The 24,982-nt window shown below is 40.2% G+C and carries 22 protein-coding genes; 9 read left to right on the top strand and 13 right to left on the bottom strand.

Annotation, left to right across the window (positions count from 1 at the left end):
• Window positions 1-23 precede the first annotated feature (23 nt).
• Window positions 24-1,802, top strand: coding sequence for an ABC transporter transmembrane domain-containing protein (locus tag H5117_RS13815; RefSeq protein ID WP_182738375.1), 1,779 nt, complete (start codon window positions 24-26; stop codon window positions 1,800-1,802).
• Here H5117_RS13815 and H5117_RS13820 read toward each other — a convergent pair whose 3' ends face one another.
• Entirely contained in the window at window positions 1,803-2,435 is a 633-nt protein-coding gene (locus H5117_RS13820) for an OmpA family protein (protein ID WP_002959537.1), read from the bottom strand.
• A gap of 190 nt (window positions 2,436-2,625) precedes the next feature.
• Here H5117_RS13820 and chrA point away from each other — a divergent pair, with 190 nt between their 5' ends.
• Window positions 2,626-3,780, top strand: a complete 1,155-nt coding sequence (chrA, locus tag H5117_RS13825) for a chromate efflux transporter (protein WP_182738417.1) — start codon at window positions 2,626-2,628, stop codon at window positions 3,778-3,780.
• Here the strand turns inward: chrA and H5117_RS13830 are convergent.
• Genes H5117_RS13830 through speA form a run of 4 tightly spaced genes read right to left on the bottom strand, consistent with a single transcriptional unit; the run spans window position 3,737 to window position 8,758 of the window.
• The gene (locus H5117_RS13830) at window positions 3,737-4,996 is read right to left on the bottom strand and encodes a mechanosensitive ion channel family protein (protein ID WP_039490513.1); all 1,260 of its coding nucleotides are present in this window, start codon (window positions 4,994-4,996) and stop codon (window positions 3,737-3,739) included. The two genes, chrA and H5117_RS13830, sit on opposite strands and share 44 nt — an antisense overlap.
• Window positions 4,993-5,913: an acetyltransferase gene (locus tag H5117_RS13835; protein ID WP_002959541.1), complete on the bottom strand. Its 921-nt coding sequence runs from the start codon at window positions 5,911-5,913 to the stop codon at window positions 4,993-4,995. The genes H5117_RS13830 and H5117_RS13835 overlap by 4 nt, the downstream gene beginning before the upstream one ends.
• A 25-nt stretch (window positions 5,914-5,938) precedes the next feature.
• Window positions 5,939-6,817, bottom strand: coding sequence for an acyltransferase (locus H5117_RS13840; protein WP_182682750.1), 879 nt, complete (start codon window positions 6,815-6,817; stop codon window positions 5,939-5,941).
• Between the two features lie 60 nt (window positions 6,818-6,877).
• Complete coding sequence (speA, locus tag H5117_RS13845; RefSeq protein ID WP_002959544.1) at window positions 6,878-8,758, bottom strand: biosynthetic arginine decarboxylase; 1,881 nt, start codon at window positions 8,756-8,758, stop codon at window positions 6,878-6,880.
• A gap of 199 nt (window positions 8,759-8,957) precedes the next feature.
• Here speA and speE point away from each other — a divergent pair, with 199 nt between their 5' ends.
• Complete coding sequence (gene speE / locus H5117_RS13850) at window positions 8,958-9,821, top strand: polyamine aminopropyltransferase (protein WP_182712831.1); 864 nt, start codon at window positions 8,958-8,960, stop codon at window positions 9,819-9,821.
• 180 nt (window positions 9,822-10,001) lie between these two features.
• Here the strand turns inward: speE and H5117_RS13855 are convergent, their stop codons facing one another.
• The 3 genes from H5117_RS13855 to H5117_RS13865 form a co-directional block, all read right to left on the bottom strand.
• Window positions 10,002-11,603, bottom strand: a complete 1,602-nt coding sequence (locus tag H5117_RS13855; RefSeq protein ID WP_182738378.1) for a methyl-accepting chemotaxis protein — start codon at window positions 11,601-11,603, stop codon at window positions 10,002-10,004.
• A gap of 65 nt (window positions 11,604-11,668) precedes the next feature.
• Window positions 11,669-12,901 (bottom strand): hypothetical protein, encoded by a 1,233-nt coding sequence (locus H5117_RS13860; protein ID WP_104641785.1) that lies wholly within the window; start codon window positions 12,899-12,901, stop codon window positions 11,669-11,671.
• Window positions 12,891-13,514, bottom strand: coding sequence for a methylamine utilization protein (locus tag H5117_RS13865; RefSeq protein ID WP_182738380.1), 624 nt, complete (start codon window positions 13,512-13,514; stop codon window positions 12,891-12,893). Before H5117_RS13865 ends, H5117_RS13860 begins: the two co-directional genes overlap by 11 nt.
• A gap of 158 nt (window positions 13,515-13,672) precedes the next feature.
• On the opposite strand from H5117_RS13865, the gene H5117_RS13870 reads away from it, so the two are divergent.
• On the top strand, window positions 13,673-15,715 hold the full coding sequence (locus H5117_RS13870; protein WP_182738382.1) for a glycoside hydrolase family 97 protein: 2,043 nt from the start codon (window positions 13,673-13,675) through the stop codon (window positions 15,713-15,715).
• A 27-nt stretch (window positions 15,716-15,742) separates the two neighbouring features.
• Here H5117_RS13870 and envZ read toward each other — a convergent pair whose 3' ends face one another.
• Both envZ and ompR read right to left on the bottom strand, forming a co-directional pair.
• Window positions 15,743-17,059 (bottom strand): two-component system sensor histidine kinase EnvZ, encoded by a 1,317-nt coding sequence (gene envZ, locus H5117_RS13875; protein WP_182738384.1) that lies wholly within the window; start codon window positions 17,057-17,059, stop codon window positions 15,743-15,745.
• Window positions 17,060-17,064: 5 nt separating this feature from the next.
• A complete protein-coding gene (gene ompR, locus H5117_RS13880) occupies window positions 17,065-17,784 on the bottom strand; it encodes a two-component system response regulator OmpR (RefSeq protein ID WP_002959552.1) in 720 nt (239 codons plus the stop codon).
• 195 nt (window positions 17,785-17,979) lie between these two features.
• On the opposite strand from ompR, the gene greB reads away from it, so the two are divergent.
• The 4 genes from greB to H5117_RS13900 all read left to right on the top strand — a co-directional run bounded on the left by greB (window position 17,980) and on the right by H5117_RS13900 (window position 22,015).
• On the top strand, window positions 17,980-18,459 hold the full coding sequence (greB, locus tag H5117_RS13885; RefSeq protein ID WP_182738386.1) for a transcription elongation factor GreB: 480 nt from the start codon (window positions 17,980-17,982) through the stop codon (window positions 18,457-18,459).
• A gap of 116 nt (window positions 18,460-18,575) precedes the next feature.
• On the top strand, window positions 18,576-18,887 hold the full coding sequence (locus tag H5117_RS13890) for a hypothetical protein (protein ID WP_138489777.1): 312 nt from the start codon (window positions 18,576-18,578) through the stop codon (window positions 18,885-18,887).
• Window positions 18,888-18,937: 50 nt separating this feature from the next.
• Window positions 18,938-19,519, top strand: coding sequence for a CBS domain-containing protein (locus tag H5117_RS13895; protein WP_039489108.1), 582 nt, complete (start codon window positions 18,938-18,940; stop codon window positions 19,517-19,519).
• A gap of 168 nt (window positions 19,520-19,687) precedes the next feature.
• The gene (locus tag H5117_RS13900) at window positions 19,688-22,015 is read left to right on the top strand and encodes a Tex family protein (RefSeq protein ID WP_182738388.1); all 2,328 of its coding nucleotides are present in this window, start codon (window positions 19,688-19,690) and stop codon (window positions 22,013-22,015) included.
• Window positions 22,016-22,086: 71 nt separating this feature from the next.
• On the opposite strand, the gene H5117_RS13905 is transcribed toward H5117_RS13900, so the two are convergent.
• From H5117_RS13905 to bioH, 3 genes are all read right to left on the bottom strand, one after another.
• Window positions 22,087-22,941, bottom strand: coding sequence for a putative metalloprotease CJM1_0395 family protein (locus H5117_RS13905; protein ID WP_138489779.1), 855 nt, complete (start codon window positions 22,939-22,941; stop codon window positions 22,087-22,089).
• 4 nt (window positions 22,942-22,945) lie between these two features.
• Window positions 22,946-23,254, bottom strand: coding sequence for a hypothetical protein (locus tag H5117_RS13910; protein WP_002959563.1), 309 nt, complete (start codon window positions 23,252-23,254; stop codon window positions 22,946-22,948).
• Between the two features lie 90 nt (window positions 23,255-23,344).
• Window positions 23,345-24,082: a pimeloyl-ACP methyl ester esterase BioH gene (bioH, locus tag H5117_RS13915; protein WP_182738390.1), complete on the bottom strand. Its 738-nt coding sequence runs from the start codon at window positions 24,080-24,082 to the stop codon at window positions 23,345-23,347.
• Window positions 24,083-24,263: 181 nt separating this feature from the next.
• Between bioH and H5117_RS13920 the strand changes: the two genes are divergently transcribed.
• Window positions 24,264-24,833, top strand: a complete 570-nt coding sequence (locus tag H5117_RS13920) for a ComF family protein (RefSeq protein WP_259404441.1) — start codon at window positions 24,264-24,266, stop codon at window positions 24,831-24,833.
• Window positions 24,834-24,982: the final 149 nt, after the last annotated feature.

Genomic DNA, 24,982 nt, shown 5'->3' on the forward strand with positions numbered 1-24,982 from the left:
TTAACCTTTAAAAAGAATCCACTATGTCAAAAACAAGCCCTAAGCCCGAAAAAGCCGCTTTTAGTAGTTTATTACCTATTTTTGCGTTTATTAAACCGTATAAATGGATGGTAGTGGCGGCGCTTGCTGCCCTTTTAGTCACCGCTGGTGTTAACTTATCATTAGGTCAAGGGGTTAAGTTTGTCATAGATCATGGCTTTATAGCTGGCTCTAAAGATCAGCTACAACAAGCTGTATTGGTGCTTATTGGTTTAATTAGTTTATTGGCTGTAGGCACCTTTAGCCGCTTTTATTTAATGTCGTGGATTGGCGAGCGAGTCAGTAACGATATTCGCAAAGCCGTGTTTAATCGCATTGTTACTTTGCACCCAAGCTACTTTGAAGAAAACCGCAGTGGCGAGCTTATGTCGCGTTTAACAACCGACACAACATTACTGCAATCAATTATTGGTTCATCATTTTCTATGGCGCTTCGCAGTGTACTTATGCTGGTTGGTGGGCTTGCTATGCTGCTGTTTACTAATTTAAAACTTACCTTAGTGGTTGTAGCCTGTGTACCGCTGGTACTTGTACCCATGATGGTATTTGGTCGCAAGGTACGCAAACTCGCAAGCTCTAGCCAAGATGCCATTGCCGACATAAGCACGTATGCCGGCGAAATCATACAAAATATTAAAGTAGTGCAAAGCTATAGCCATGAAGAGCAAGAGCAGCATGCCTTTGCACTTGAGACCGAAAAAGCCTTTAACGTGGCTAAAAAACGCATTAAGCAGCGTTCGTTTTTAATAGCCGTGGTGATTTTTTTAACCTTTAGTGCCATTAGCGCAATGCTTTGGGTGGGTGGTAACGATGTACTTGCAGGTACTATGACCGGCGGCGAGTTAGGTGCATTTGTGTTTTACGCTATTATGGTGGCAATGTCGGTGGCAACCGTTGCTGAAGTATATGGCGAACTACAACGCGCAGCAGGCGCAGCTGCAAGATTACTTGAGTTACTTGCTGTTAAAAGTGAGATAGAAAACCCGCTAAACCCACAAGATAGTAACTTACTAAAAAATAGTAACAGTCCTGCTATTACGCTTGAGAATATAAGCTTTAACTACCCTTCTCGCCCAGACGTAAGCGCACTTAATAAAATAAGTTTAAATATACTTCAAGGCCAAACTGTGGCTATTGTTGGCCCTTCTGGCGCAGGTAAAACAACCTTATTTGAATTACTACAGCGCTTTTACGATCCGGCTAGCGGAGCCATTAAATTTAAAGATATAAACATTAAAGAATTATCGCTTAATACCCTCAGAGGTAAAATGGGTATGGTAGCGCAAAACCCTATTTTATTTAGCTCCGATGTAATGCATAACATTCGCTACGGCAACCCAAAAGCAAGTGACGAGCAAGTATATGCCGCTGCCAAACATGCTCATGCTGATGAATTTATTAAACAATTACCGCAAGGTTATAACAGTTTTTTAGGTGAGCAAGGTGTGAGGTTATCGGGTGGGCAAAAGCAGCGTATTGTACTGGCACGCGCTATTTTAAAAGACCCTGAAATACTCCTTCTTGATGAAGCCACCAGTGCACTCGATGCTCAAAGTGAGCACCACGTGCAAGCTGCGCTTGAGCATTTAATGCAAAATAGAACAACGCTTATTATTGCCCATAGGCTGGCAACGGTTAAACATGCCGATGTGATTGTAGTCATGGAAAATGGAGAGATTATAGCAACGGGTACCCACCAAGAATTAGTAGCAAGTAACCCGTTGTATCAAAAACTGTGTGAATTACAGTTTAATAAAGACTAATTATTCTTCTGTGTTTGGCACTATTTGAATTTCTACACGGCGGTTTTGAGCACGGCCATTTGCACTATCGTTAGTCGCAATTGGACGTGTTTCGCCATAACCCATAGTACTTACACGCTCAGCCATAATCTGCTGGTTCACTAAGTAGTTTTTAACGCTTTGAGCACGTTCACGCGATAGGTTCATGTTGTAGCTGTCTTTACCTGTGCTATCTGTGTGGCCTTCAATACTTAGGTACGTTTTTTCGTATTTGTTCATCACTTTAGCAATAGCATCTAAGGTATCGTTAAAGCCAGACGAAATATAAGATTGGTCGGTCGCAAACGTAATATTAGATGGCATAACTAAACGCAAGTTATCGCCTTCACGTACAACTTCAACACCAGAGCCTGCAAGTTCATCACGAAATGCTTCTTCTTGCTTATCCATGTAGTTACCCACTGCAGCGCCAGCTAGTGCGCCGATCGCAGCGCCTATAAAAATACGCTTATCTTTATGGTTACTTGTTGCTTTACCTAATACGCCACCCGCTGCTGCGCCAATAGCCGCACCTTTGCCGGTGTTATTCATTTCACAACCAGAAAGTAATACAGCTACTACGGTTACGCTTAAAAGTGATTTAGTTAAAGTCATGGTGATACCCTATTCATTAAGAATTTAGCAAGAGTATGCAAATACATGTATGAACAAACTATGAAGAGAGTGTTAAAAGCAGCGCATCTTGCTTGATTGTTAAACAGACCTCAAACTAATGTGCCGTTTTAATAAAAATGTCATACTACGCTGTGACAATTTAATGAATTTTACAAAGGATATTGGCGCAATGTTAATTGCTATTTTTAGACAATTTTTTTTACTAGGGTGCATGAGTTTTGGTGGCCCCGCTGCGCATTTAGGCTATTTTAAGCGCCACTTTGTAGACTCGTTAAATTGGCTAACTAACACGCGTTACGCACAACTTATTAGTTTAAGCCAAGCATTACCAGGGCCAGGCTCTAGCCAAGTTAGTTTTGCTATTGGTGTTGAGCGTGCAGGAGTACTGGGTGGTATAGCTGCTTTTGTAGGCTTTACCTTGCCTTCGTTTTTAATAATGGTGCTGCTTGCGGTTAGTGCCCATCAGTTTGACGCTGTTTACTTTGCAATTATTGCAGGCTTAAAGTTATTTGCCGTTGTTATAGTCGCGGATGCAACACTTAGTATGGCTAAAAGCTTTTGTACAAGTGCTGCGCTTAAGTTACTTGCGATAATGAGTACACTTGCCTTGGTGTTATTTCCAATGATGGGAACTCAAATAGCGATTTTAATCACTGCTGCAACAGTAGGTGCTATATGGCCTTTATTAAAACTTGGCACAGTAGCAGACGATGTTAGCAGTAAAAATAGTAATATTAATTGGATTGCACTGGGGTTATTTGCGCTCTTACTTGGGGTTAGCTTTATTCCACTAGGGCATGAGTTTGCTTTGTTTATCCCTTTTTACCAAGCGGGTGCAATGGTGTTTGGCGGCGGACACGTAGTACTGCCGGTACTTCAAGCTGGCGTACCAGCATTGAGTGATGATCAGTTTTTAAGTGCTTACGCGAGTGCACAGGCAGTGCCAGGGCCAATGTTTACTATTGCTACTTACTTAGGCGCACAACTTACTTCTGAGCAACCTTTAGTGGGTGCCCTTATAGCTACACTGCTTATATTTATGCCTGGTTTTTTACTTATACTGGCGTTTCAGAAGAGTTGGATTAATTTGGCAAGTAAGCCACGTTTTGCAAGTTCAATAGCGGCGCTTAATGCAGCGGTAGTCGGTTTTTTAGCGGCCGCATTGTATTCACCAATTTGGACATCGGCTGTGTATAACCTTTGGCAGGTTGCGTTAGTAATAATTACATTTGCATGGCTGCGATTTAAAAAGCCACCTATTTGGTGGCTCTTAGCTTTATTTATTGCTGTGGGTCTTTTGCAGCACTATTTGCCATCACTCTAAATGTTGGCTTATCTGTTTGTTGCTCGTTAGGAGGGCTTAATTGCCCACTAACACTTTGATATGCCCTAAGCCCAAACACTGGCAATACTGCAAGTAAATGGTCCATTATTTCGGCTTGTAGATGCTCGTACGAAATCCAGCGTTTGTCTTCACTAAAGCAATAAAACTCAATCGGTAACCCGTGGTTCATTGGTTGTAGCTCTCGTACCATTAACGTAAGCGACGTATTAATTTTACTGTGCTGCTTTAAATAGCCCTCAGCATAACGACGAAACAGCCCTAAATTAGAAACTTGAGCGGGTAATGTCGTCACTCGAATGTAATCATGCAACGGAATAGCCGCATCTATTTGCTTTCTAAATTCATCACTTACTAAACAAATACTGTGCATATCTATATTAAGTGAACGCTTAATACGTCTACCGCCCGACTCTTGCATACCGCGCCAGTTTTTAAACGAACCCGCAACTAGCATATAAGTTGGAATAGTTGTTATGGTGTTATCCCAGTTACGTACTTTCACAGTGTTTAAACCCAAATCAATTACTTCGCCATCGGCGCCGTAGTTTTCTACTTGAATCCAATCACCATAGGTTACTAGGCGATTTGCTGCGATTTGAATACTAGCTACAAAGCCTAAAATAGTGTCTTTAAATACTAATAACGTAACAGCAGCAATAGCACCAAAGCCAGAGAGAATATAAGTGGGTGACTTCTCAAGGAAAATACTTACAATTAAAATAGCACACACAATAAAGGTGATTAGCTTAACAACCTGAATTAAGCCCTGAATAGGGACTTCGCGTGCAAACTCCAATTGGTTATAAATAGAACCCGCAATACTTACAATACTGCTAAAAATAAAACCTACATGAATAATTAGTATAGCTTGGCCAACCGTTTTCAAAATTTCAGCGGTCAGTTCATTAACCGGATAAACACTGTCAAAGGTCGCCAAAAATAATACGCTGCAAAGCATACCTGCAATACGTCTATTAAGCTTATTAAGCATAGGCGACAACGAACCAATACGTTGAGGCGAAAGCTTAGTTACCACTTTTTGAATGCCTGGTAACATTAACCTACGAGTAAATAAGTAAACAATTAATAAAGAAAAAATCCCTATTGAAACTGCGGTAATAGAACTAAGAAAATCCGCATCGGGTACTTTTTCAAACCAAGGAGCGATTAACTCCTGTAGGTGGGTGTTGGTCATAGTGTTTCAATTTCCTTACTGATTTGTGGTTCAGGTAAATCTTGTTGAGCATAAATATCGGCAAGCTGCTGATCTTTCGCAACCCATAGCTCATTCACATAATGTTGAAAATTAGCTTTAAATACGTCATCGGTTTGATAGCTGCCCTGCATATTGTCATTAATGGGCGTTACGTCTATTGAAACATAAATAGAATCTAGCTCGCCTTTGAGTAAGTTCCGACAAACGTGATCTGTTTTACCGCTATACACTAAACTTGTATTTAGCATGGCATCAAATTGGTTGGCTAGCACTTCAAGCGCAAAAGCAATGCCACCCGCTTTGGGTTTTAATAAGTGCTTAAAAGGACTTTGCTGTAGATTATGCTTAGCTGGCGTAAAGCGTGTGCCTTCAACAAAATTAACGATGGTAGTAGGATAGTGACGAAAATTGCGACAGCTGTGCTTTGTGCGCTCTACATCCAACCCTTTCAATTTTGGGTTTTTAGCAAGCTGTGCTTTGCTTACCCGTTTCATAAACGGCATACCCATAGCCCACGCACCAGTGCCAATAAAAGGCACGTATTTTAATTCATCTTTTAAAAAAAACTTAGGGGCTGGTAATGCATGTAATGAGCTAAGCACGGTTATATCTAACCAACTCGTGTGATTACATATAAGTAAATACCAACTTTTTGAATTTAAATCGCCACTTATATCAACCACAATATTAGGACAACCTAGCCACAAGCCAAACCGATTGCCATTACACCACCCTCGATAAGCGCTGTGCAATAAAGAGTTAACAACAGACAAAGGCAGTAATAACTTAATAAGCCCTAGTACAAATACTAGCGAGCCAAAAAGCATTACATTAGAAAACAATACGCAGCCCACAATTAAGCCGTTAAGCCAATTTGGTAACCACTTTTTTAGCATAACTGTAAGCTCATATTTTTGCCTTTTATTTGGGGTGTTTTTCGAGCGATTGTAATGTTTGCTCTTTATTTTCCCATAAACGATTTAGCTCGCTTTGAAAGCGTACTCTAAATTCAGAATCGCCGGTGTAGTCACCAATAAGCTCTTCGCTTACAGGCCTTACATCCACGTGTACGTTGATATTTTTTACCTTACCACCTGCAAAATCCATGAATGTAGGAATCCCATCAGGGTAATGAATTGTAACGTTAACCACTTTAGTAATTTGCTCGCCCATCGCTTGCATTACAAAAGCAATACCGCCCGCTTTTGGTTTTAATAAATGTGGAAACGGGCTATTTTGGCGCGCGTGCTTTTGTGTAGTAAAACGAGTGCCTTCTACAAAGTTAACCACACTTACTGGCATCTCTTTAAATTTTTCGCAGGCTTTACGCGTGGTTTCTAAGTCTTTGCCACGCAGCTTTGGATTCTTTTTTAATTGGCTTTTACTCGTGCGGGTCATAAACGGAAAATCAAGCGCCCACCAACACAAACCTAGAATAGGCACGTAAATAAGCTCTTTTTTCAAAAAGAAGTTTAAAAATGGAATTTTACGGTTAAACACGCGCTGCAATACTAAAATATCGACCCAGCTTTGGTGATTTGCAATTACTAGGTACCAATCCTTTAGCTTAAGGTCTTCAAGGCCAGTTACATTAAGTTTAGTTGGCGTAAATAACTTTTGATTTAAGCTATTAAAGGTCACCCAAATTGTTGCAAATTGCTTTGCAGCCCAGCTCATAATCTTTTGTAGAGGCTTAATAGGTATAAGCTTTATAAGCCCACAAATAAAAATAGGCACAAACCAAAAAAGTGTGTTTATTGTGTAAAAAATAATACTAAATACACCGCGAATAACTGACATTACTTCCATTCCTTTAAACATTGCGCAGCCACTAATACTGCGCTTTCAGTTGCTTACAAATTAATCTTCAAAATAGGTATAGCCTTCAAGGCCTGCATTAAGCTCAGCTAAGTAACCTTCTTTACACTGCGCTGATACATCAAGCTTATTAACTTGGTACGCAAAGTTGTCAGCTAAAATGGCGCTATCATAGTCAACAAACTTTAATACATCCTTAACGCTATCACCTTTTATAGCATTGGTTAACACATAACCTTCATCGTTAAGCTCTACATGCACAGAATCAGTGTCACCAAATAGGTTATGTAAATCGCCTAAAATTTCTTGATATGCACCCACCATAAACATCGCAATATGGTATTGCTCGCCATGTTTATATTCTGGAATGGGTAAGCTAGTTTCGATACCAGCACCTTCAACGTATTCACGGATTTGCCCGTCAGAGTCACAGGTAATATCTTGAATAATCGCGCGCTGAGTCAATGGTTGAGTTAAGTTTTCGATTGGCATAACCGGAAACAACTGCTGAATACCCCATACATCAGGCAATGACTGAAATAATGAAAAGTTAACAAAGAGTTTATCGGCAAGCTTTTCGTTTAAATCGTCGAGGACTTCACGGTGCGCGCGCGCATTATTACTAAGCGATGCACGTACACGATGTAAAATAGTAAAGTAAAGCTGCTCTATTTTCGCCCACTCTAGCATGCTTACTAAGCCATGCACGTACTGATCGTGCGCTTCGCTAAATAAGTGCATAGCGTCGTGATAAATCTCAAGTGCCATACGCGGGTTTAAACGCTGTAAACACTGCCACATTTCATCAAGCACTAACGCGCTATTTTCAAGCGGTGGCTCTGGATTTAAATGATTGGGCGCTTTTTCTACGTCAATTACATCGGTAATTAATACCGCATGGTGAGCGGTTAAAGCGCGCCCCGATTCGGTGATAATGGCCGGATGCGTAAGGTTATGCTGATCGCACACCTCTGCAAATGCATTCACTACATTACGCGCGTACTCTTCTACGGTGTAGTTCATTGAACACGCACTGCGTGAGCCAGAGCCCTCGTAATCAACGCCTAAGCCGCCACCCACATCAACGGTATTTAACGGTACATTTAATTGCGTAAGCTCAGCAAAGTGGCGTGCACATTCACGCAAAGCACGGTGAATATCACGAATGTTGGCAATTTGAGAACCAATATGAAAATGCACCATTTGCATTAAGTGCAGCTTATTATGCTTTTTAAGCACTTCAACTGCACTTAGTACTTGGCCTGCCGTTAAACCAAACTTGCCTTTTTCGCCGCCCGTGTTTTGCCACTTGCCTTTGCCTACTGAGTTTAGGCGAATACGAATACCAATAGCAGGTTCTATGCCTAGGTTGTCTATTTCTTCAAGTAGTGTGGTTAGTTCTGAAAGCTTCTCTACCACAATTTTTACGCTGTGGCCCATTGCTTGACCAATACATGCTAAACGTAAAAACTCACTGTCTTTATAGCCGTTACACACAATAGTAATTGGCTCTTTTGCTACGCCCAAAATAGCCATAAGTTCTGGCTTTGAGCCTGCTTCTAGGCCAACAAGCCCGCTTGGATGCGCTAATAGCTTACTTACTACAGAACGTTGCTGATTTACTTTTATTGGGTAAACACAGGTGTATTTTCCGTTATATTCACGATTTGCTCGCGCTTGCGTAAACGCGTTAGTAAGTGTGTCTACACGATTTTTTAAAATATCAGTAAAGCGTACTAAAACCGGCAACGTTAAACCTTGTTGCTTAAACTGCTCAGTTAATTGCGTTAAAGAAATGGCCGGTTTTGTTTGGTCGCCATCTGGGTAAGCCACCAGTTCGCCTTGTGCGTTAATATCAAAATAACCATCACTCCAATGAGCAACGTTATAAGTGGCGCGTGCTGTTTCTAAACCCCAGGTCATGGCAAGTCTTCTTTAGTCAATTAGGTATAAAGGCGCATTTTAATACGTCACTATCCACTAGGCTAACAAAAATTGAACTTTCACTCACTCCTAACTAACTTTATTCGTCAAATCAGTTAAAATGTCATTGAGCAAAACGCCAAGCACTGGCAGAATTGCCCCTTTTTCATACTCAACCTAAAAAAGTGTAATAGTAACTATGGCAAATTTAGATCAAAGTAAGTGGTTTACTGAAATTAGCGACCGCGATGGCAGCGCATTTTCATTACGTATTAATAAAAAGTTAGATGAAAAACAGTCTCCTTTTCAAAAGGTAGAAATGTTTGAAACCACAGACTTTGGTAATTTAATGATCATCGACGGGTGTACTATGGTAACAACCCGCGAAAACTTCTTTTACCATGAGATGATCAGCCACCCTGCACTTTTAGCGCACCCAAACCCTAAAAACGTCGTTATTATTGGCGGCGGCGACTGCGGTACTTTACGCGAAGTATTAAAACACCCAGGCGTAGAAACTGTAACGCAAATAGATATAGACGAAGTAGTAACGCAAATGTCGTTAAAATACTTCCCAGAGCTTTGTGAATCTAACAACGACGCCCGTGCAACGGTTATGTTTGACGACGGTATTAAATACATGCGCGAAGCCGCTGGCGAATCTATCGACGTGGTTATTGTTGATGGCACCGATCCGGTGGGTCCAGGTGAAGGTTTATTTAATCATGCGTTTTACACAAGCTGTTTAGATGCACTGCGCCCAGGTGGTGTTTTAGTACAACAAAGCGAATCACCTCTTATGCATATGCCATTATTAGTTGAAATGCGCGAAGCAATGCTAAGCGTAGGCTTTAACGATTTACAAACACTGCCATTCCCGCAACCAATTTACCCAAGCGGTTTATGGTCGGTAACACTTGCACGTAAATCACAAGCATTTGACGGTTTTAGAGAAGACGGCGCAGCACAAATAGCTGAGCAAAGTGAATACTACAACAGTGGTATTCATCATGGTGCACTCGCTACACCTAACTACATGAAACGCGCTTTTGATAAAAAATAATACTAATTCACTTTAGGCTTTGTTGACTTCTCAAGGTTAAAATTGCATTAAAAAAGGGACTTTTAAAGTCCCTTTTTATATTTATAATGACTATTCAAACTGAACTCGAGCTGGCAAACAACATAAGTACAGTTATATTTCAAAACCTTAAAGAGCTATCTAACCAAATAATCAGTTTATTTAAACTTTAAATCGATGCACTAAGTGATTTAGCTCATCAGTCAATTGTTCCATTTTTTTAGATACATCCTCAGTAGTTCGAGCAAGCGCCCCCCCTTCTAAAGTTTGATCGTTTAATGATGATAGGTTTTGACTTATTTCATCTGCAACCGTTGTCTGCTCTTCAGTCGCTTGCGCTGTTTGCATCGCCATATCATTTACTTTAGTAGACGAGCTTTGCATTGCATTAAGCACATCATTAGTTTGACTAAACGAGCCAACCGCATCATCTGCAAATTGCTTACCTTCATCTATCGCTTTAATTGATTGTTCTACGCTCGTTGCAAATTGCTCTATCATTTTTTGAATATCGTTTGTGCTAACTTGCGTGCGTGTAGCCAATGTTCTTACTTCATCTGCTACCACAGCAAAACCTCTGCCATATTCACCAGCTCGCGCGGCTTCAATAGCAGCATTGAGCGCCAGTAGGTTTGTTTGCTCTGCAATGGCACGAATAACCTCAAGTACTTTGGCAATGTTATCAGAGCTTTGTTGTAGCTCTGTAGAGCGCGCCATAGCTTGCTCCATATTTTGCGACAAAGAAATAATACGAGAACTAGAGTGCGCAACCGCTGTTAATCCTTGCTGAGCTAAATTTAACGATTTATCAGCTTCTGTTGATGATTGCTGAGCAACACCTGCAACTTCTCTACTTGCTACACTCATCTCATGCACTGCACTTACTATCGACTCAGAAGCTTGGCTGAGCGTTTGATTTACCGCATTGTTTTTATTTGCAACCTGACTTAACTCACCACCTAATTCACTTAGCTCTTTTGATTGCTCTAAAATATCGCGAATTAATTGCTGTAAGTTGTCGAGAAAACGATTGAACTGCGTTGCAAGTTCAGAAAACTCATCTTTAGACGTTATAGCGATCCTACCAGTTAAATCGCCATCACCAGAGGCTATATCGTCAATACGAGAAGTTACATAGTTAATTTGCTGCGTTAATTGCTTAGGAATAAGATAACTAAACCAACACGCCACTAATAAAATTAATATGACAAAAATAAGCATAGTTAACTTAGTTGAAGCAATTGTGTCTGATAGTTTTTGAACTTCTTCAACCGATGTTTGCTCTGCTAATTCACCAGCTTGATCAAGCGTAGCTCTTAATTCGTCAAATGCTTTTTCTGATTGAGACTGTTTTTTTAGATTTGTTTTATCATTCATATAGGCCAGTGAAGCGTTTAACCAAGTATTATAAGCACCATCAAAACCGCGAAGCCCATTTATAGCTTTTGGATAATCCGATAACAAAGTTAAGTACTGCTCTAACCTTTGTGTTACTTGCTCGGCATTTTCTTTATGCTTTTGCAAATAAGCTTCTTTATTGTCGTTATGTGCGACTAAATTTAACTCAGCAACCTTTGCTTGATACAAATCCCTGTCGGCACTCAAAGCAAGAGACACAGCCTTAATAAATTTATCGGATTGCACATCTAATGCATTTTTTTGTAAGTTAATTAAGTATGAATACCCAATAATTAACGACAAGATAGCAATACCTAAAATAACAATAGGAAAAGAGACTTTGACGCGGATACTATTCAAATTCATTAATTACTCCAAAAAAAACCATATTTAATACCTACCTTTTTGATAATAAATCTAGTTTATAAAACCTAAAATCGCCATTGAGCGTTTAGCATTATTTGCTGCTGCGAGATTCGTTCATTAAATCCAATTGGCTCTCTATTTTTTGCAACACTTTTAAGTGCCGAACCTTCAACCCCTATTTGTAGTTTATTAGTGAGCTGGTAGCGCCATGTTGCGGTTAAACCTTCCCCATTGCTTGCATTAGGATCAAACGCAGTAGTGTCGTTATCTGTCACTTTAAAGTAATCGTAGCGTACAGAAACTCGATGCTTGCCTTCTTTATGGCTTAACATTAAATAATGGCTGTAAAAGGCATTATCTATTAAAGCATTAGCGCCCATTTCGGTTTTACCATTAAGTACCTGTGCTATAAAGCGGGTTTTATTATTAAACTTATAAAGCCAAGCGGCGCTTGTAAAGCGAGTATCCCAAGCATACTGCCCTGTACTAATATTAAGTGTGGTTGGGTCACCGTTATTGTTGTAATAATAAATTCGAAATTGTGATTTTTTTAAGTAATCCCAGTGTACGCCAGCGTAATAGCCAAAACGTCCGTCTACTTCTTCAAACGGTAAAACCTGATTAGCTTGCCAGCGTAATTCATACGTATTTAATGCCGCTACAGGCGCAAATTTAACACTTTCGTTAAATGTAGTTTGCCTATCGTGTAATGCAAAACCACGCCAAGCAAGTAAAGTACCGGCAGGGTCATTGCCTTTAAATGTAGCACCTACAAAACTAAAGCTATGAGCGCTGTTAAAACGTTTTGCTGGGCGCTTAATAGTTACCTCTGCGCCAACAGTGCGTACTTCCTCGCCTATCCAGCTATTAATAGCTGAGTTTGTATAGTTATAAGGAGAAGTCCATCCTATATCAGGGTTTTCAAGCGACATAAGTGGATAAAAGCCCCCTACACGCACATGCCATTTATAGTTGCTGTTAGATAGCGGCTGATACTTTATATAAGCTTGCGTAAAACCAAGGCCAACGTCAGGATCTTGATTCGCATTTAACACCCCATGAGCCGACCAACTAGATGCTAAATCAACATTAAAATCTAAAATACCTTGGGATAAAATAAGTTCGTCGCTTTTAGTATCGTGCCGATATAGCCCAAGGCCGCCCTCTTGGAAGCTACGTGTATCGTCACCCTGCACGGCTCTAATTTGTATCAAGCCTTTTACTTGTGCATACAATGCATTACTAAAACATAAAGCACCGGCTAAAAATATCAGCCTCGTTAAACGATTAATAGTCATCAAATTCATCCGTAGCAAAGTCAATTTGCTCCGCAATTTCCTGCTTTACTCTATAAGTGATCGGGTTAGTAGCCACAGTAATAGTTTGAGATTCAACCTTACTAATATCACTAAACCCAGAATGCCAAACACTTAACGTGTATTCGCCTACATTGGCATTTAAATCAACATGACCATTTTCATCAGTGATTGCAAAAATAGTACTATCGACCACTACAATATAACCTAACATCCAATCATGAATGTTACAGCCAAGCTCAACGACCCCTGTTTGATCAAAAGTAATGGGCGCTTTTGGGTGCTCCTTATATAGCTTTAATTCAAATGTTTTAGCTTTAGAAAATGAATAAACGTGATGCATGATTGAGTCCCCATTCGGAAACTCTACCTTTGCATTTTGTGGGACAACTAAAATACGCGGCTTAAATTCTCGATTTTGCTGGGTCATCGCATAAGGTGCTTCTGGAGGAATAACGCCATAGGAATCTCCTGCAGTTAGCCACACAACAGCATTAGGTAATGGGCCATTATTAGCATTTTTAATTGTTATATTTGCTGCAAAAACTCCAGTACTAACACTTAGTAAAAATACACAAAGTAAGCTTTTTATCATTTTCTTGTCGCTATTATCAATTTGTTTACATTATAGACCGATTAAACCACTAAATTCTTTCTATTTTTTAAAACATTGAATACGTATGTAGGCAGTCGTATTAATCATCAACAGTCATTATCCTTAAATATCACCACCGACTCATCTAAGGACACACCATGAGAATCCCTGCACTTGTGCTTTTAGCCTTTGCTAGTAATAGCTACGGACAAACTGTAGAGCTAAAATCGCCAGACACACAAATAACAGTAAGCATCTCTGATGAAAACACCACACCAAGCTACTCAATAGAATTTAAAAATAATCCTGTTATAAATAAATCACTGCTTGGATTTGAATTTAAGACTCAAGCTGCGTTTAGTGATGGCTTTAAAATTAAAGATATCAAGCAGCAAAGCGTAGACTCACAGTGGCAACAGCCATGGGGAGAGCGCCAAACAGTCACAGATAAACATAACGAAGTAGCTGTTACCTTTACAAAAAAAGAATCTAACTCAGGCACTTATACTATTCGTTTTCGCGCATTTAATAGTGGTGTAGGCTTTAGATACGAAGTACCTAAACAAGCAGGCTTTGAGCAAACATATATAACTAAAGAACTAACTGAGTTTGCAATAAATGATAGTCAAAATGCTAAAGCTTGGTGGATCCCCGCTCGTGGTTGGAACCGTTATGAGTACGTTTACAACACCACCGCGCTTAACGAAGCGGCGTTAGCCCACACACCATTTACGTTTAAAACAAATGATGGCACTCACGTAAGCATTCATGAAGCTGCCCTTGTTGATTACGCAGGTATGGTACTTAATCAGCGCCGCCCAGGTACGTTTACGGCTGATTTAACACCCTGGTCAGACGGTATTGCGGTTAAAAAACAAGGTGCGTTTAATACTCCTTGGCGTACCATTCAAATTGCCGATAGCGCCGTGGGTTTAGTTAATTCAGACATTATATTAAATTTAAATGAGCCTAATAAACTCGGTGATGTCTCGTGGGTAAAACCAGGAAAATACGTAGGTATTTGGTGGGGCATGCACATAAACACACAAACCTGGGGCAGTGGTAAAAAACACGGAGCTACAACACAAACCACTAAGTACTACATGGACTTTGCGGCTGAGTACGGATTTGACGGTGTGCTAGTAGAAGGTTGGAATGAAGGCTGGGACGGGGATTGGTATTTTAACGGTGATGTATTTAATTTTACAAAGCCTTACGATGACTTTGACATAAAAGCCCTCACTCAATACGGCAAACAAAAAAGCGTACAACTCATTGGTCATCACGAAACATCAGGTAATGTAAGTAATTACCATGACCAAATGGAAGATGCTTTTGCCCTTTACGAAAAATCAAACGTAAGCCAAGTTAAAACAGGTTACGTAGCCGATGGCGGTAATATAAAACGTATAGACAAAAACGGTATTGCACGCCATGAATGGCATGATGGCCAATTTATGGTTAACGAATATTTATACAACGTAAAGCTGGCTGCTAAACATAAAATTAGCATAAACACCCACGAGCCTATTAAAGATACTGGCCTGCGCCGTACCTACCCTAATTGGATTGCGCGCGAAGGTGCACGTGGGCAAGAGTATAATGCATGGGGGTCGCCTCCTAACCCACCTGAACACGTACCGATGCTTGCTTTTACACGTATGCTTTCTGGCCCTATGGACTTTACACCGGGTATTTTTGATATGAGCTTTAATGGTTTAGGGGATGATACAAATCGCCCACAAACCACGCTTGCAAAACAGCTTGCGCTTTATGTTGTGCTATATAGTCCGATTCAAATGGCTGCTGATTTACCTAAAAATTATTTAGCTAAGCCTGACGCATTTCAATTTATACAAGACGTACCTACAGATTGGCAGCAAAGTATTGCCCTTGATGGCGAAGTGGGCGACTTTATTGTATTTGCTCGTAAAGAGCGAAAACGCGACAAATACACAGGTAATGATTGGTACTTAGGCGCCGTAACTGACGAAAAAGCCCGTACTATTGAAGTAAAACTCGACTTTTTAGAGCAAGGTAAAAAGTTTGAAGCGCAAATTTATCAAGACGGTAAAAACGCAGAGTGGAAAAATAATCCATATGATTTAAATATCGAAAAGCGCGTAGTCACCACAAACGATAAACTAACGCTTAAACTAGCTACCAGCGGTGGCACAGCCATTCGCTTTAAAGCACTTTAAGTAATTGAGTAAGTAACTCTGCACAGTTTACTGTGCAGAGTTAAGCGCCTTAATCGGTAAATAAATTTGTGCACTTAAGCCACCCTCAGAGCGGTTTTCTAATTTCACTTTACCGTCGTGCATATCAATAATGCGTTTAATAATGGCAAGGCCTAACCCACTGCCTTCGCTGCCACGCGCTGCATCCCCTTGCTTAAAAGGTTCAAATACAGATTCAAGCTCGCTTTCAGGTATACCAGGACCCTTATCGTTAACTGCAATAACTACGTATTTTTTATTTGAATTAAAGTAACTCAGGACTTCAATATCATCCTCAGAGTAACGCAATGCATTACCTATCATATTTGTAATTACGCGCTTAATAGCCACAGAGCTCAATGGAATTTTGCCTATGCTTGGGTTGCTCTTAAATATGATTGTGCGCTGGTGTTGTAGCTCTGAATGGACAACCTCAGCAACTAAGGCGTTTATATCTTCGCAGCTTAGTTCTTCACGTTTATGGTGGCGTAAATACTCAATAAACTGATCGATAATCCCGTTCATATCTTCTATATCGTAAATAATACCTTCGCGAAGATAGTCATCTTCATCAACCATCATTTCGGTGGCTAAACGGATACGCGTAAGCGGCGTACGTAAATCATGCGATACACCAGCCATTAGTAACCGGCGGTCGTTTTCAAGTGCGGCAATTCCGCGCGACATTTGATTAAACGCGCGCGTTACTTCTATTACTTCTGTTGAGCCTTCTTCTTCTAATTTGGTAGAAAAATCGCCTTTACCTACTTTCACTGCAGCTTGTTGCAGTGCTTTTAATGGCCTATTAAGGTGCCTTGCAAACAACCACCCACCCAGCACACTTAAAAAGCCAATACTTGATAAGTAAAAAGTTAAAAACTCTAAGTTATTCTCTTTAAAACCTTTAAGCGGTACTTTTACCCAATAACCTGGCGCTTGCGGTGCTTCAACCCAATAAATCAATGGATCAGTTTGGCTAATACGTACACGAGAATAACCACCAAGTTGCTCAGTCATACTACGCGATAGCATAGAATATTCGCGGCTTTGTCCAAGCCCTTGACGCATTGCTTCGCGCTGCGTCATCACTTCGATGCCGGTAATTTCAAAAAACTTCGCAGATACTTCGTCGTTTATTTCAACGCCATCTTCCCAGTCAATAAATACCGTTTTAATTTGCTTAGCAAGCATCAAGTTAACTTGCTCAATAGTTGGTTTTACAACATAAAAACTAACCGTAACATAAGACACTATTTGATTTATTAGCAACAAAGCCGCCACTAAAAAAACAGTTTGCCCAAAAGCACTGCGCGGAAACATGCCCATAAATATTACTTTTCACCGTCGGGAACAAACACATACCCCAAACCCCAAACGGTTTGAATATATCGAGGATTAGCAGCATCTACTTCAATCATGCGGCGAAGTCGCGACACTTGCACATCAATACTTCGCTCAAGCGCACTGTAATCACGTCCACGCGCCAAGTTCATTAGCTTATCGCGGCTAAGTGGCTCACGCGGATGCGAAACAAGCGCTTTAAGCACTGCAAACTCACCACTGGTAAGCGATATTGTTTTATCCCCTTCACTCATTTCGCGCGTTGCTAAATTAAGCGTAAATTTACCAAAAGCAATTAAGTTTTCTTCAGCAGCTGGAGCACCTGGCACTTCTTTTGCGCGGCGGCGTAAAATTGCTTTTATGCGAGCAAGTAGCTCACGTGGATTAAATGGTTTTGGAATGTAATCGTCAGCGCCAAGTTCAAGACCAATAATACGGTCTACTTCGTCGCCCTTTGCAGTAAGCATAACAATAGGAATTTCATTTTCTTTTTGGCGTAGTCGGCGGCAAATAGATAAACCATCCTCGCCTGGAAGCATTAAATCGAGAACCATTAAGTGAAAGTTTTCACGCTCTAGGAGTCTATCCATTTGCTCCGAGTTTCCTGCGGTTCTAACAATAAAGCCTTGCTCTACTAAGTAACGTTCAAGCAAACTGCGTAAGCGCATATCGTCATCAACAACTAATACTTTTGTGGTCTCGTGTCCCATAATCTCTTTCTTATTTTTATATCCAATTACTAGTTAATATAAATGAAAAACTTAATAATCAAAAACTAATTACTTGCTTAGATTGTTACTGAACATTTCAAAGCTTCCTTACTCGTACTTTATTAAATTTTACGCTCGACAAATTTTGGCAAATTTAATAACGTGCACACCATTAGAGTTAATAAAGAATTGGCCATGAAAACAAATTTAGTTACCCGCGAAGGTTACTTGCAATTACAACAAGAACACGATCAACTATGGAACGTAAAACGCCCAGAAGTAACAAAAATAGTAAGCTGGGCAGCCAGCCTCGGAGATCGCTCTGAGAACGCAGACTATCAATATAACAAGCGTTTGCTACGCCAAATTGACCGTCGTGTACGCTACTTACGCAAACGCATACCTGATTTAAAAATTATTGACTACTCTCCCGTGCAAGATGGAAAAGTATTTTTTGGTGCATGGGTTGAAATTGAAAACGAAGAAGGTGAAGTTAAAAGGTTCAGAATTGTAGGTCCTGATGAAATTTACGACCGTAAAGATTACATATCAATAGACTCACCTATGGCGCGTGCGTTGATTAAAAAACAAGTAGATGACGAATTTGAAGTGACCACACCTCAAGGAAAAAAGCAGTGGTATGTAAACAGTATCGATTACCAAAAAAAGAAATAAAAAGTTTTGATTCAGATCATGTTAACTTTTGATTGTGTAAATTAAAGCAATAAGCTATAACTGAATTATTCAAGTTGATTTGTTTAATTTGAAAGCAGTTAATTAAGGTCGTGATTATGTCAAACATGGTACAGCGCATATTTAGTAATGCCGTATTGTTTGCACTTTTAATGAGTGTAAGTTTGACGCTGCATGCCAGCAACACTGACGTAAACCTTGATAACGCTAAACTATCTAATCACTTTATTACTTGTGATATTCCTGACCAAGCAAACCTCGATTTTGACGTGGACTCTCACGTTAACACTATTACCTTTAGGTCGCCTCAACCACTTCCTAATGTCGTAGATTCTTTTTATAAGAGCACTAATCTAAACAGACCTTTTAGCACTGCATACCAACGCGGACCACCTAGCTATTTAATTTAATTCATTATTTTACAACTTAATTAAATTTTATAACTACTAAGGTGACTACTATGTCTAACTTTAAAGAATTACGTACCCAAAATATTTCTCATGGCGTTATTGCTAGCACATTTGCAGATGATCAACCATTAATCGATTTATCTTCTCCAGCGCTAAAAATGGTGAATAACTTTACTCAAAAAACACCTATTCGTGCAGAGCATGGAACAACGATTACAGATGCACTTAAACAAGTAAGTGCACAACAATCTGACTTTGTTTTAGTAACAGACGAACACCAAAAATTAATTGGCCTAGTTTCTAGCGCCGATTTACAAAGCTCTAAAATTACTATTATTGCAGAGCGCTTAAATATGCAACGAAGCGAAGTAAGCTTACGTGACATCATGACACCAGTTAACCGCCTTACAGGTGTAAGTATGCAAAGCTTAAGCTACGCATGCATTGGTGATGCGCTGCAAACGATGGAGCATCAGGGCACAATGTTTTTATTAGTTACAACAGCGAGTAACGAAATTTGTGGTTTAATTTCAGCTCGCCAAATAGCTAAAACATTACATATTCCTGTACATATCTCACCTATTGCTCACTCTTTCAGTGAGGTATTAGAAAACATTGAGCACCCTCACTAGGGCGCTCTTTTAGTTGAATTGATTTGCTCCCGACCCAACCATCTTAAAGCAAGTAAAATAGCTTGCTTTAAGAGCTTTTCATTACTACCTCCTGTGATATTATTCAAGCAATTAACAGCGCCAGTAACACGCTTCTGGTCTTATTTTATTGTATAAAAAGGTTTTTGCATGAGCGATATCTCTGCACGTTTAGCCGGTGAGTTAAACGCACAGCAGCAACAGGTTGTTGCTGCAACAAAGTTACTTGATGAAGGCGCAACTGTTCCTTTTATTGCCCGCTACAGAAAAGAAGTTACAGGCGGCCTAGACGACACCCAATTACGCCTTTTAGAGCAGCGTTTATCGTATTTACGTGAACTAGAAGAGCGCCGTAGTTTTATTTTATCGACAATCGAATCGCAAAATAAACTAACGCCAGAGCTAAGTGCCGATATAACTAATGCACAAAGTAAAACAGAACTTGAAGATTTATACCTACCATATAAAGCTAAGCGCCGCACTAAAGGCCAAATAGCAATTGAAGCTGGTTTAGAGCCTCTTGCAGATGCACTATTTAAAGATGCTAACCTTGACCCAGAGCAACAAGCGGAACAGTTTGTAAGTGCTGAAAAAGGTTTTGCAGATACAAAAGCGGTACTTGAAGGCGCTAAATTCATCTTAATGGAACGCTTTGCTGAAGACGCAAAATTACTTGCTAAATTTAGAAGCCACATTAGCCAAAATGGCGCAATTGAAAGTACTGTGATTAAAGGCCAAGAGCAAGCCGGTGCAAAATACCGTGATTACTTTGAGCATCAAGAACTTCTTAAAAAAGTACCTTCTCACCGTGCGCTTGCAATGCTTAGAGCTCGAAATGAAGGTGTACTTCAGTTAAATATAAACCCAGAGCCTAGTGCAGAAAATTCAGCACAATTATGTGCAAACATGATTGCTGAGCATTACTGTTTAGATATTAAATATAAAGCGGCAAGTCCTTGGTTATTAAACGTTGTTCAATGGGCGTGGAAAGTTAAGCTAGGGTTACACCTAGAGAATGAGTTTTTTGCAGCAATGCGCGAAAAAGCAGAAGCCGGTGCAATAGATGTATTTGCTAAAAACTTAAAAGATTTATTAATGGCTGCACCTGCAGGCCCTCGTACTACTTTAGGTCTTGATCCAGGCCTTCGTACTGGCTGTAAGATTGCCGTTGTTGATAGCACAGGTAAATTACTAGCTACACAAACTATTTTCCCTCATGCACCACAAAATCATTGGGATAAATCAGTGCGTACGTTAGAGCAACTTTGCCGTCAGCATAAAGTTGAGCTAATTGCGATTGGTAACGGTACTGCATCACGCGAATCAGATAAGTTGGTTGCTGAGCTTATCAAAGCAAACAGCGAACTTAAGCTTAGTAAAATTATGGTTAGCGAAGCGGGTGCATCGGTTTACTCAGCTTCTGAATTTGCAGCTAATGAATTTCCAGATTTAGATGTTTCTATACGAGGGGCTGTCTCTATTGCACGCCGCCTTCAAGATCCTCTTGCTGAACTTGTTAAAATTGAGCCAAAATCAATTGGTGTTGGCCAATACCAACATGATGTATCACAAAGCCAGTTAGGCCAGAGCCTTATTTCAGTAGTTGAAGACTGTGTAAACTCAGTAGGCGTAGATTTAAACATGGCCTCGGTACCGTTACTTACACGCGTATCTGGTTTAAACAAAACATTAGCGCAAAATATCGTTAATTATCGCGATGCTAACGGCACATTTACTAAACGTAGTGAGCTTAAAAAGGTTGAGCGTTTAGGGCCAAAAGCATTTGAACAAGCGGCTGGTTTTTTACGTATTAACAATGGTAGCGATCCACTAGATAACTCATCAGTACACCCTGAAGCTTATCCTGTTGTTAAACGCATTTGTGAACGCAATAGCGTAGATGTCAGTAACCTAATTGGTAACAGCGACTTTTTAACTAAACTTGCTGCTAACGATTACACTGACGAAAAGTTTGGCTTACCAACCGTTACCGACATTATTACTGAGCTTGATAAACCTGGTCGAGATCCTAGACCTGAATTTAAAACAGCTGAGTTTAAAGCCGGTGTTGAAAAAATTAGTGACCTAAAACCAGGTATGATTTTAGAAGGCGTGGTTTCAAACGTTGCTAATTTTGGTGCGTTTGTTGATGTAGGTGTTCACCAAGATGGTTTAGTGCATATTTCAGCAATCACGAATAAATTTATATCAGATCCGCGTGAAGTTGTTAAAGCTGGTGATATTGTAAAGGTTAAAGTTGTTGAAGTAGACGCTGCACGTAAACGCATAAGCTTTACTATGCGCTTAGATGACGATATTGACACAAGTAATAAGTCAGCAGCTCCAGCTACGCAAAAGCCACAAGCACGTGCTAATAATTCGCAACCTCGCGCTGCAAAGCCTAAACGTGACAACGGTAATGCGTTAATGGGCAATGCATTTGCCGATGCGTTCGCTAATGCTAAAGTAAAAAAATAATACTTGTACAACTAAGCTAAAACGAAAAAAACCGCGTAAGCGGTTTTTTTGTGGTTATGTTTTGCTAATTATTAACTTAACGCTGAAAAACTACTTTGGCTCGCTGGCGATGTAGCCATTTGATAAAAGTTAGCAATACGCCCCGCCCGTGCTTCAACATCGGCATCACGTGTTTGCTCGTCACTTTTAGCTGTTTTTGTATCGCTGCTTTCATCGCTAGAGAATGACGCTTCAAGTTTACTTTTTGCGTCTTCGTCGTCTTCTTTTTCAGGTTGTGCAAGCTCAGCTTGAGCGGCTGCTAGCTTTTGCGTAGCATCTGCAGCAATAGAGCGATCAGCTCCCGAAGGCTCTGCAGGCGCTAATGCGGCAGCGCGTACCGTTTGCATTTTGTCTATAGTCGCTTGCGGGTCACCCGGAATTTCTGATACATCTATTTGTACTTCTCCGCCAACTGCGTAGTTAGTACCATCTGGGCCACGTTGATACTCATAACTTGGCGAGCCAGCATATTGCCCGCCTACAGAAGCGTGTGCTTGTTCGTGTATTCGTACTTCAGTATCCCGTGCTTTTAGTTCTGTAATTTGTTGTTGTTCTTGTTCTAATTGCAGCTCTTCTTGCTCAGATTCTTTTTTCTCGATTGCTTCACTTTCTTGCTCAGTGCCCTCAGGATTTTCTGAGTTTCCATCGCGCTGCTGAACTGACTTTTCGTCTGCTATTTTTCCCGTTGCGTTATACGTCGCACCATCGCTACTGCCTGGCAATTTTGCTTTTTCAGCATCACTTTGCGCTTTGGTTTCTGTATTACTTGCGCTACTAGATGCGGGAGCCGGAATAACTTCGCGTAGTTGGTTGTCACGCCGTGCGGTTTCCGTATAAACATTTGCGGTGTTTATATTGATAGACGGAAATGGCGTGACAATATTCATAATACTAAACTTTAATATCGATTAACGTGCCAAGTACATCATCGGCCGTTTGAATTGATTGCGTGTTTGCCTTGGCATTAAATTCTTCAACTTTTAAGTTAACAAGCGCTTCATCAACACGAGCTGGTTGTGCTACTGGTGCAGTAATCGCCTCTTCAGGGCGTGCTGCCGTAAGCTGACGTTGCTGCGCTAATTGCGCGTCATCTTGTTGTTCTATACTGGCACGGTTAATCTCAGCACTGGCTTTTTCAATACCTTGGCTAGCTCGGTTAAACCCTTCTATACCACTATTAAATACTGATCCGATTGGCATATTAAAACCTCCACCAAATAAACATTGTTTAATTATCGCTCAGGTTCTGCTCAAAATAAAGCTTTAAACAGCGCTATTCTTAGCTCTATTTTAAAGCATTGATTTAACGACAGATAAAAACTCACTTTTATGAGAAATAAATGGTGCATGGGATGCTTTATCTAGTACTTCATATTCAAACTCAGTATTTAGTGCTGACATTTTGCTAATAGCTTTATAAGGTACTAAAGCATCAAGCCGGCCAAATACTCCTCTAATAGGGACTGGGCAATGAGTAAATAAGTCACGTAAATCGTCGTTTTGTAAAATATCTAAACCAGCACTCAGGGCATCGCTTTGGGGTGCGCTGTACTGATTTAGCAATTGTTTAAGCTGCTTTATATCATCACGCGCCGACTCGCTACCCATTGCTTGAATAGCTAAAAAGCGCTCTATTGTTTTTTCTCGATGATTAACTAACTGCTCTTTAAACTGCGCCAATACATTCGCTTTTATTCCAGGCCAATTATCTGCCTCTGCAAAAAAAGGAGTCGATGCTATTAAAATAACTTTAGATACCTTTTCAGGCCAATGCTTCGAAATATAAAGTGCAAATAATCCACCTAACGACCATCCCATTAAAATGCTCTTCGGCTTTAATTGCTTACTCAAAATTTCTGCTGCATCATGCAAAGTATAAGGGCTTGGGCACACATCGCTATTACCAAACCCAGGTAGGTCATGGCTACGTACATTTCCTGAATATAAAAACTCAAGTTCTGGCTGTACTAACTGCCATACGCCCTGATTCATTCCCCAACCATGTAATAACACTAACTCATTTTGCATATTTGCCTAACCTTTACCAAACTTAGGCTCATCATAACGTTTAAAAAGGCGATTGCAATGCAAGGAGCGAGTCTGTGAAAAAGCCGTTTTAAATTGGTTATTTCCCTCTTATTGCGTGCAGTGTCAAAACTCGATTGCGACCTCTTTAGGGCTATGTGATTATTGCCTTGAAGATTTACCATTGTTTGATTTTAGTAAGCATACGAGTTTATTGCATCGACCTGATATTATTGAGATGTTTCCTAATTGCGAGTTTGATAAATTATTTGCATGCGCTTTTTATCAACCTCCCTTTGAGCATTGGCTTAAAAGGCTAAAATTTAATAATCAAATTCATTATAAAAAGGCATTGCAGCAAATTATACAAAAACAGTTAACGCAGTTTTTTGAGCAAAGCCCTAACTTGCCAGATACCTTTATTATTTTACCTCTTCATAAAAGCCGCTTTATTACTCGCGGATTTAATCAGGTAAGCCAAGTTTGGCAACCCTGTTTAGCTAATTACGCCCCACTAAGTAATGTTCTTATTCGCGATAAAAAAACACAAGCTCAGTCGGAGCTATCCAAAGCAAAGCGTATAAGAAACTTAAAAAATGCCTTTATTTGTACACAGGATATGGCCGGTAAAACAGTCGCTATTGTTGATGATGTGATGACGACAGGGGCAACATTAAACGCAGCTACTAGTGCACTAAAACAAGCAGGCGCTAAACAAGTGTGGGCTTTTACAACTTGCTTAACGCCTATTTAATTATTAAAAAGTATTAAACCAATCCGCAATAATACTTAATCATTTTGCGGGGCTAAACGTGTCGCTACCTGTGTTAAAAAATTCTCATTTACGACTGCATGGATGCAGAAGGTAGAGCAATGCAGAAGAAATTGCCGAGAACAACTAAA

Origin of the sequence: Pseudoalteromonas sp. SG45-1, assembly GCF_014164135.1 — a bacterium.
Taxonomy (GTDB): domain Bacteria; phylum Pseudomonadota; class Gammaproteobacteria; order Enterobacterales; family Alteromonadaceae; genus Pseudoalteromonas; species Pseudoalteromonas distincta.

Coding starts and splice junctions, on each gene's coding strand:
- H5117_RS13815 (WP_182738375.1), top strand. CDS start 24: ATGTCAAAAACAAGCCCTAAGCCCGAAAAAGCCGCTTTTAGTAGTTTA.
- H5117_RS13820 (WP_002959537.1), bottom strand. CDS start 2,435: ATGACTTTAACTAAATCACTTTTAAGCGTAACCGTAGTAGCTGTATTA.
- chrA (WP_182738417.1), top strand. CDS start 2,626: ATGTTAATTGCTATTTTTAGACAATTTTTTTTACTAGGGTGCATGAGT.
- H5117_RS13830 (WP_039490513.1), bottom strand. CDS start 4,996: ATGACCAACACCCACCTACAGGAGTTAATCGCTCCTTGGTTTGAAAAA.
- H5117_RS13835 (WP_002959541.1), bottom strand. CDS start 5,913: ATGCTAAAAAAGTGGTTACCAAATTGGCTTAACGGCTTAATTGTGGGC.
- H5117_RS13840 (WP_182682750.1), bottom strand. CDS start 6,817: ATGTCAGTTATTCGCGGTGTATTTAGTATTATTTTTTACACAATAAAC.
- speA (WP_002959544.1), bottom strand. CDS start 8,758: ATGACCTGGGGTTTAGAAACAGCACGCGCCACTTATAACGTTGCTCAT.
- speE (WP_182712831.1), top strand. CDS start 8,958: ATGGCAAATTTAGATCAAAGTAAGTGGTTTACTGAAATTAGCGACCGC.
- H5117_RS13855 (WP_182738378.1), bottom strand. CDS start 11,603: ATGAATTTGAATAGTATCCGCGTCAAAGTCTCTTTTCCTATTGTTATT.
- H5117_RS13860 (WP_104641785.1), bottom strand. CDS start 12,901: ATGACTATTAATCGTTTAACGAGGCTGATATTTTTAGCCGGTGCTTTA.
- H5117_RS13865 (WP_182738380.1), bottom strand. CDS start 13,514: ATGATAAAAAGCTTACTTTGTGTATTTTTACTAAGTGTTAGTACTGGA.
- H5117_RS13870 (WP_182738382.1), top strand. CDS start 13,673: ATGAGAATCCCTGCACTTGTGCTTTTAGCCTTTGCTAGTAATAGCTAC.
- envZ (WP_182738384.1), bottom strand. CDS start 17,059: ATGGGCATGTTTCCGCGCAGTGCTTTTGGGCAAACTGTTTTTTTAGTG.
- ompR (WP_002959552.1), bottom strand. CDS start 17,784: ATGGGACACGAGACCACAAAAGTATTAGTTGTTGATGACGATATGCGC.
- greB (WP_182738386.1), top strand. CDS start 17,980: ATGAAAACAAATTTAGTTACCCGCGAAGGTTACTTGCAATTACAACAA.
- H5117_RS13890 (WP_138489777.1), top strand. CDS start 18,576: ATGTCAAACATGGTACAGCGCATATTTAGTAATGCCGTATTGTTTGCA.
- H5117_RS13895 (WP_039489108.1), top strand. CDS start 18,938: ATGTCTAACTTTAAAGAATTACGTACCCAAAATATTTCTCATGGCGTT.
- H5117_RS13900 (WP_182738388.1), top strand. CDS start 19,688: ATGAGCGATATCTCTGCACGTTTAGCCGGTGAGTTAAACGCACAGCAG.
- H5117_RS13905 (WP_138489779.1), bottom strand. CDS start 22,941: ATGAATATTGTCACGCCATTTCCGTCTATCAATATAAACACCGCAAAT.
- H5117_RS13910 (WP_002959563.1), bottom strand. CDS start 23,254: ATGCCAATCGGATCAGTATTTAATAGTGGTATAGAAGGGTTTAACCGA.
- bioH (WP_182738390.1), bottom strand. CDS start 24,082: ATGCAAAATGAGTTAGTGTTATTACATGGTTGGGGAATGAATCAGGGC.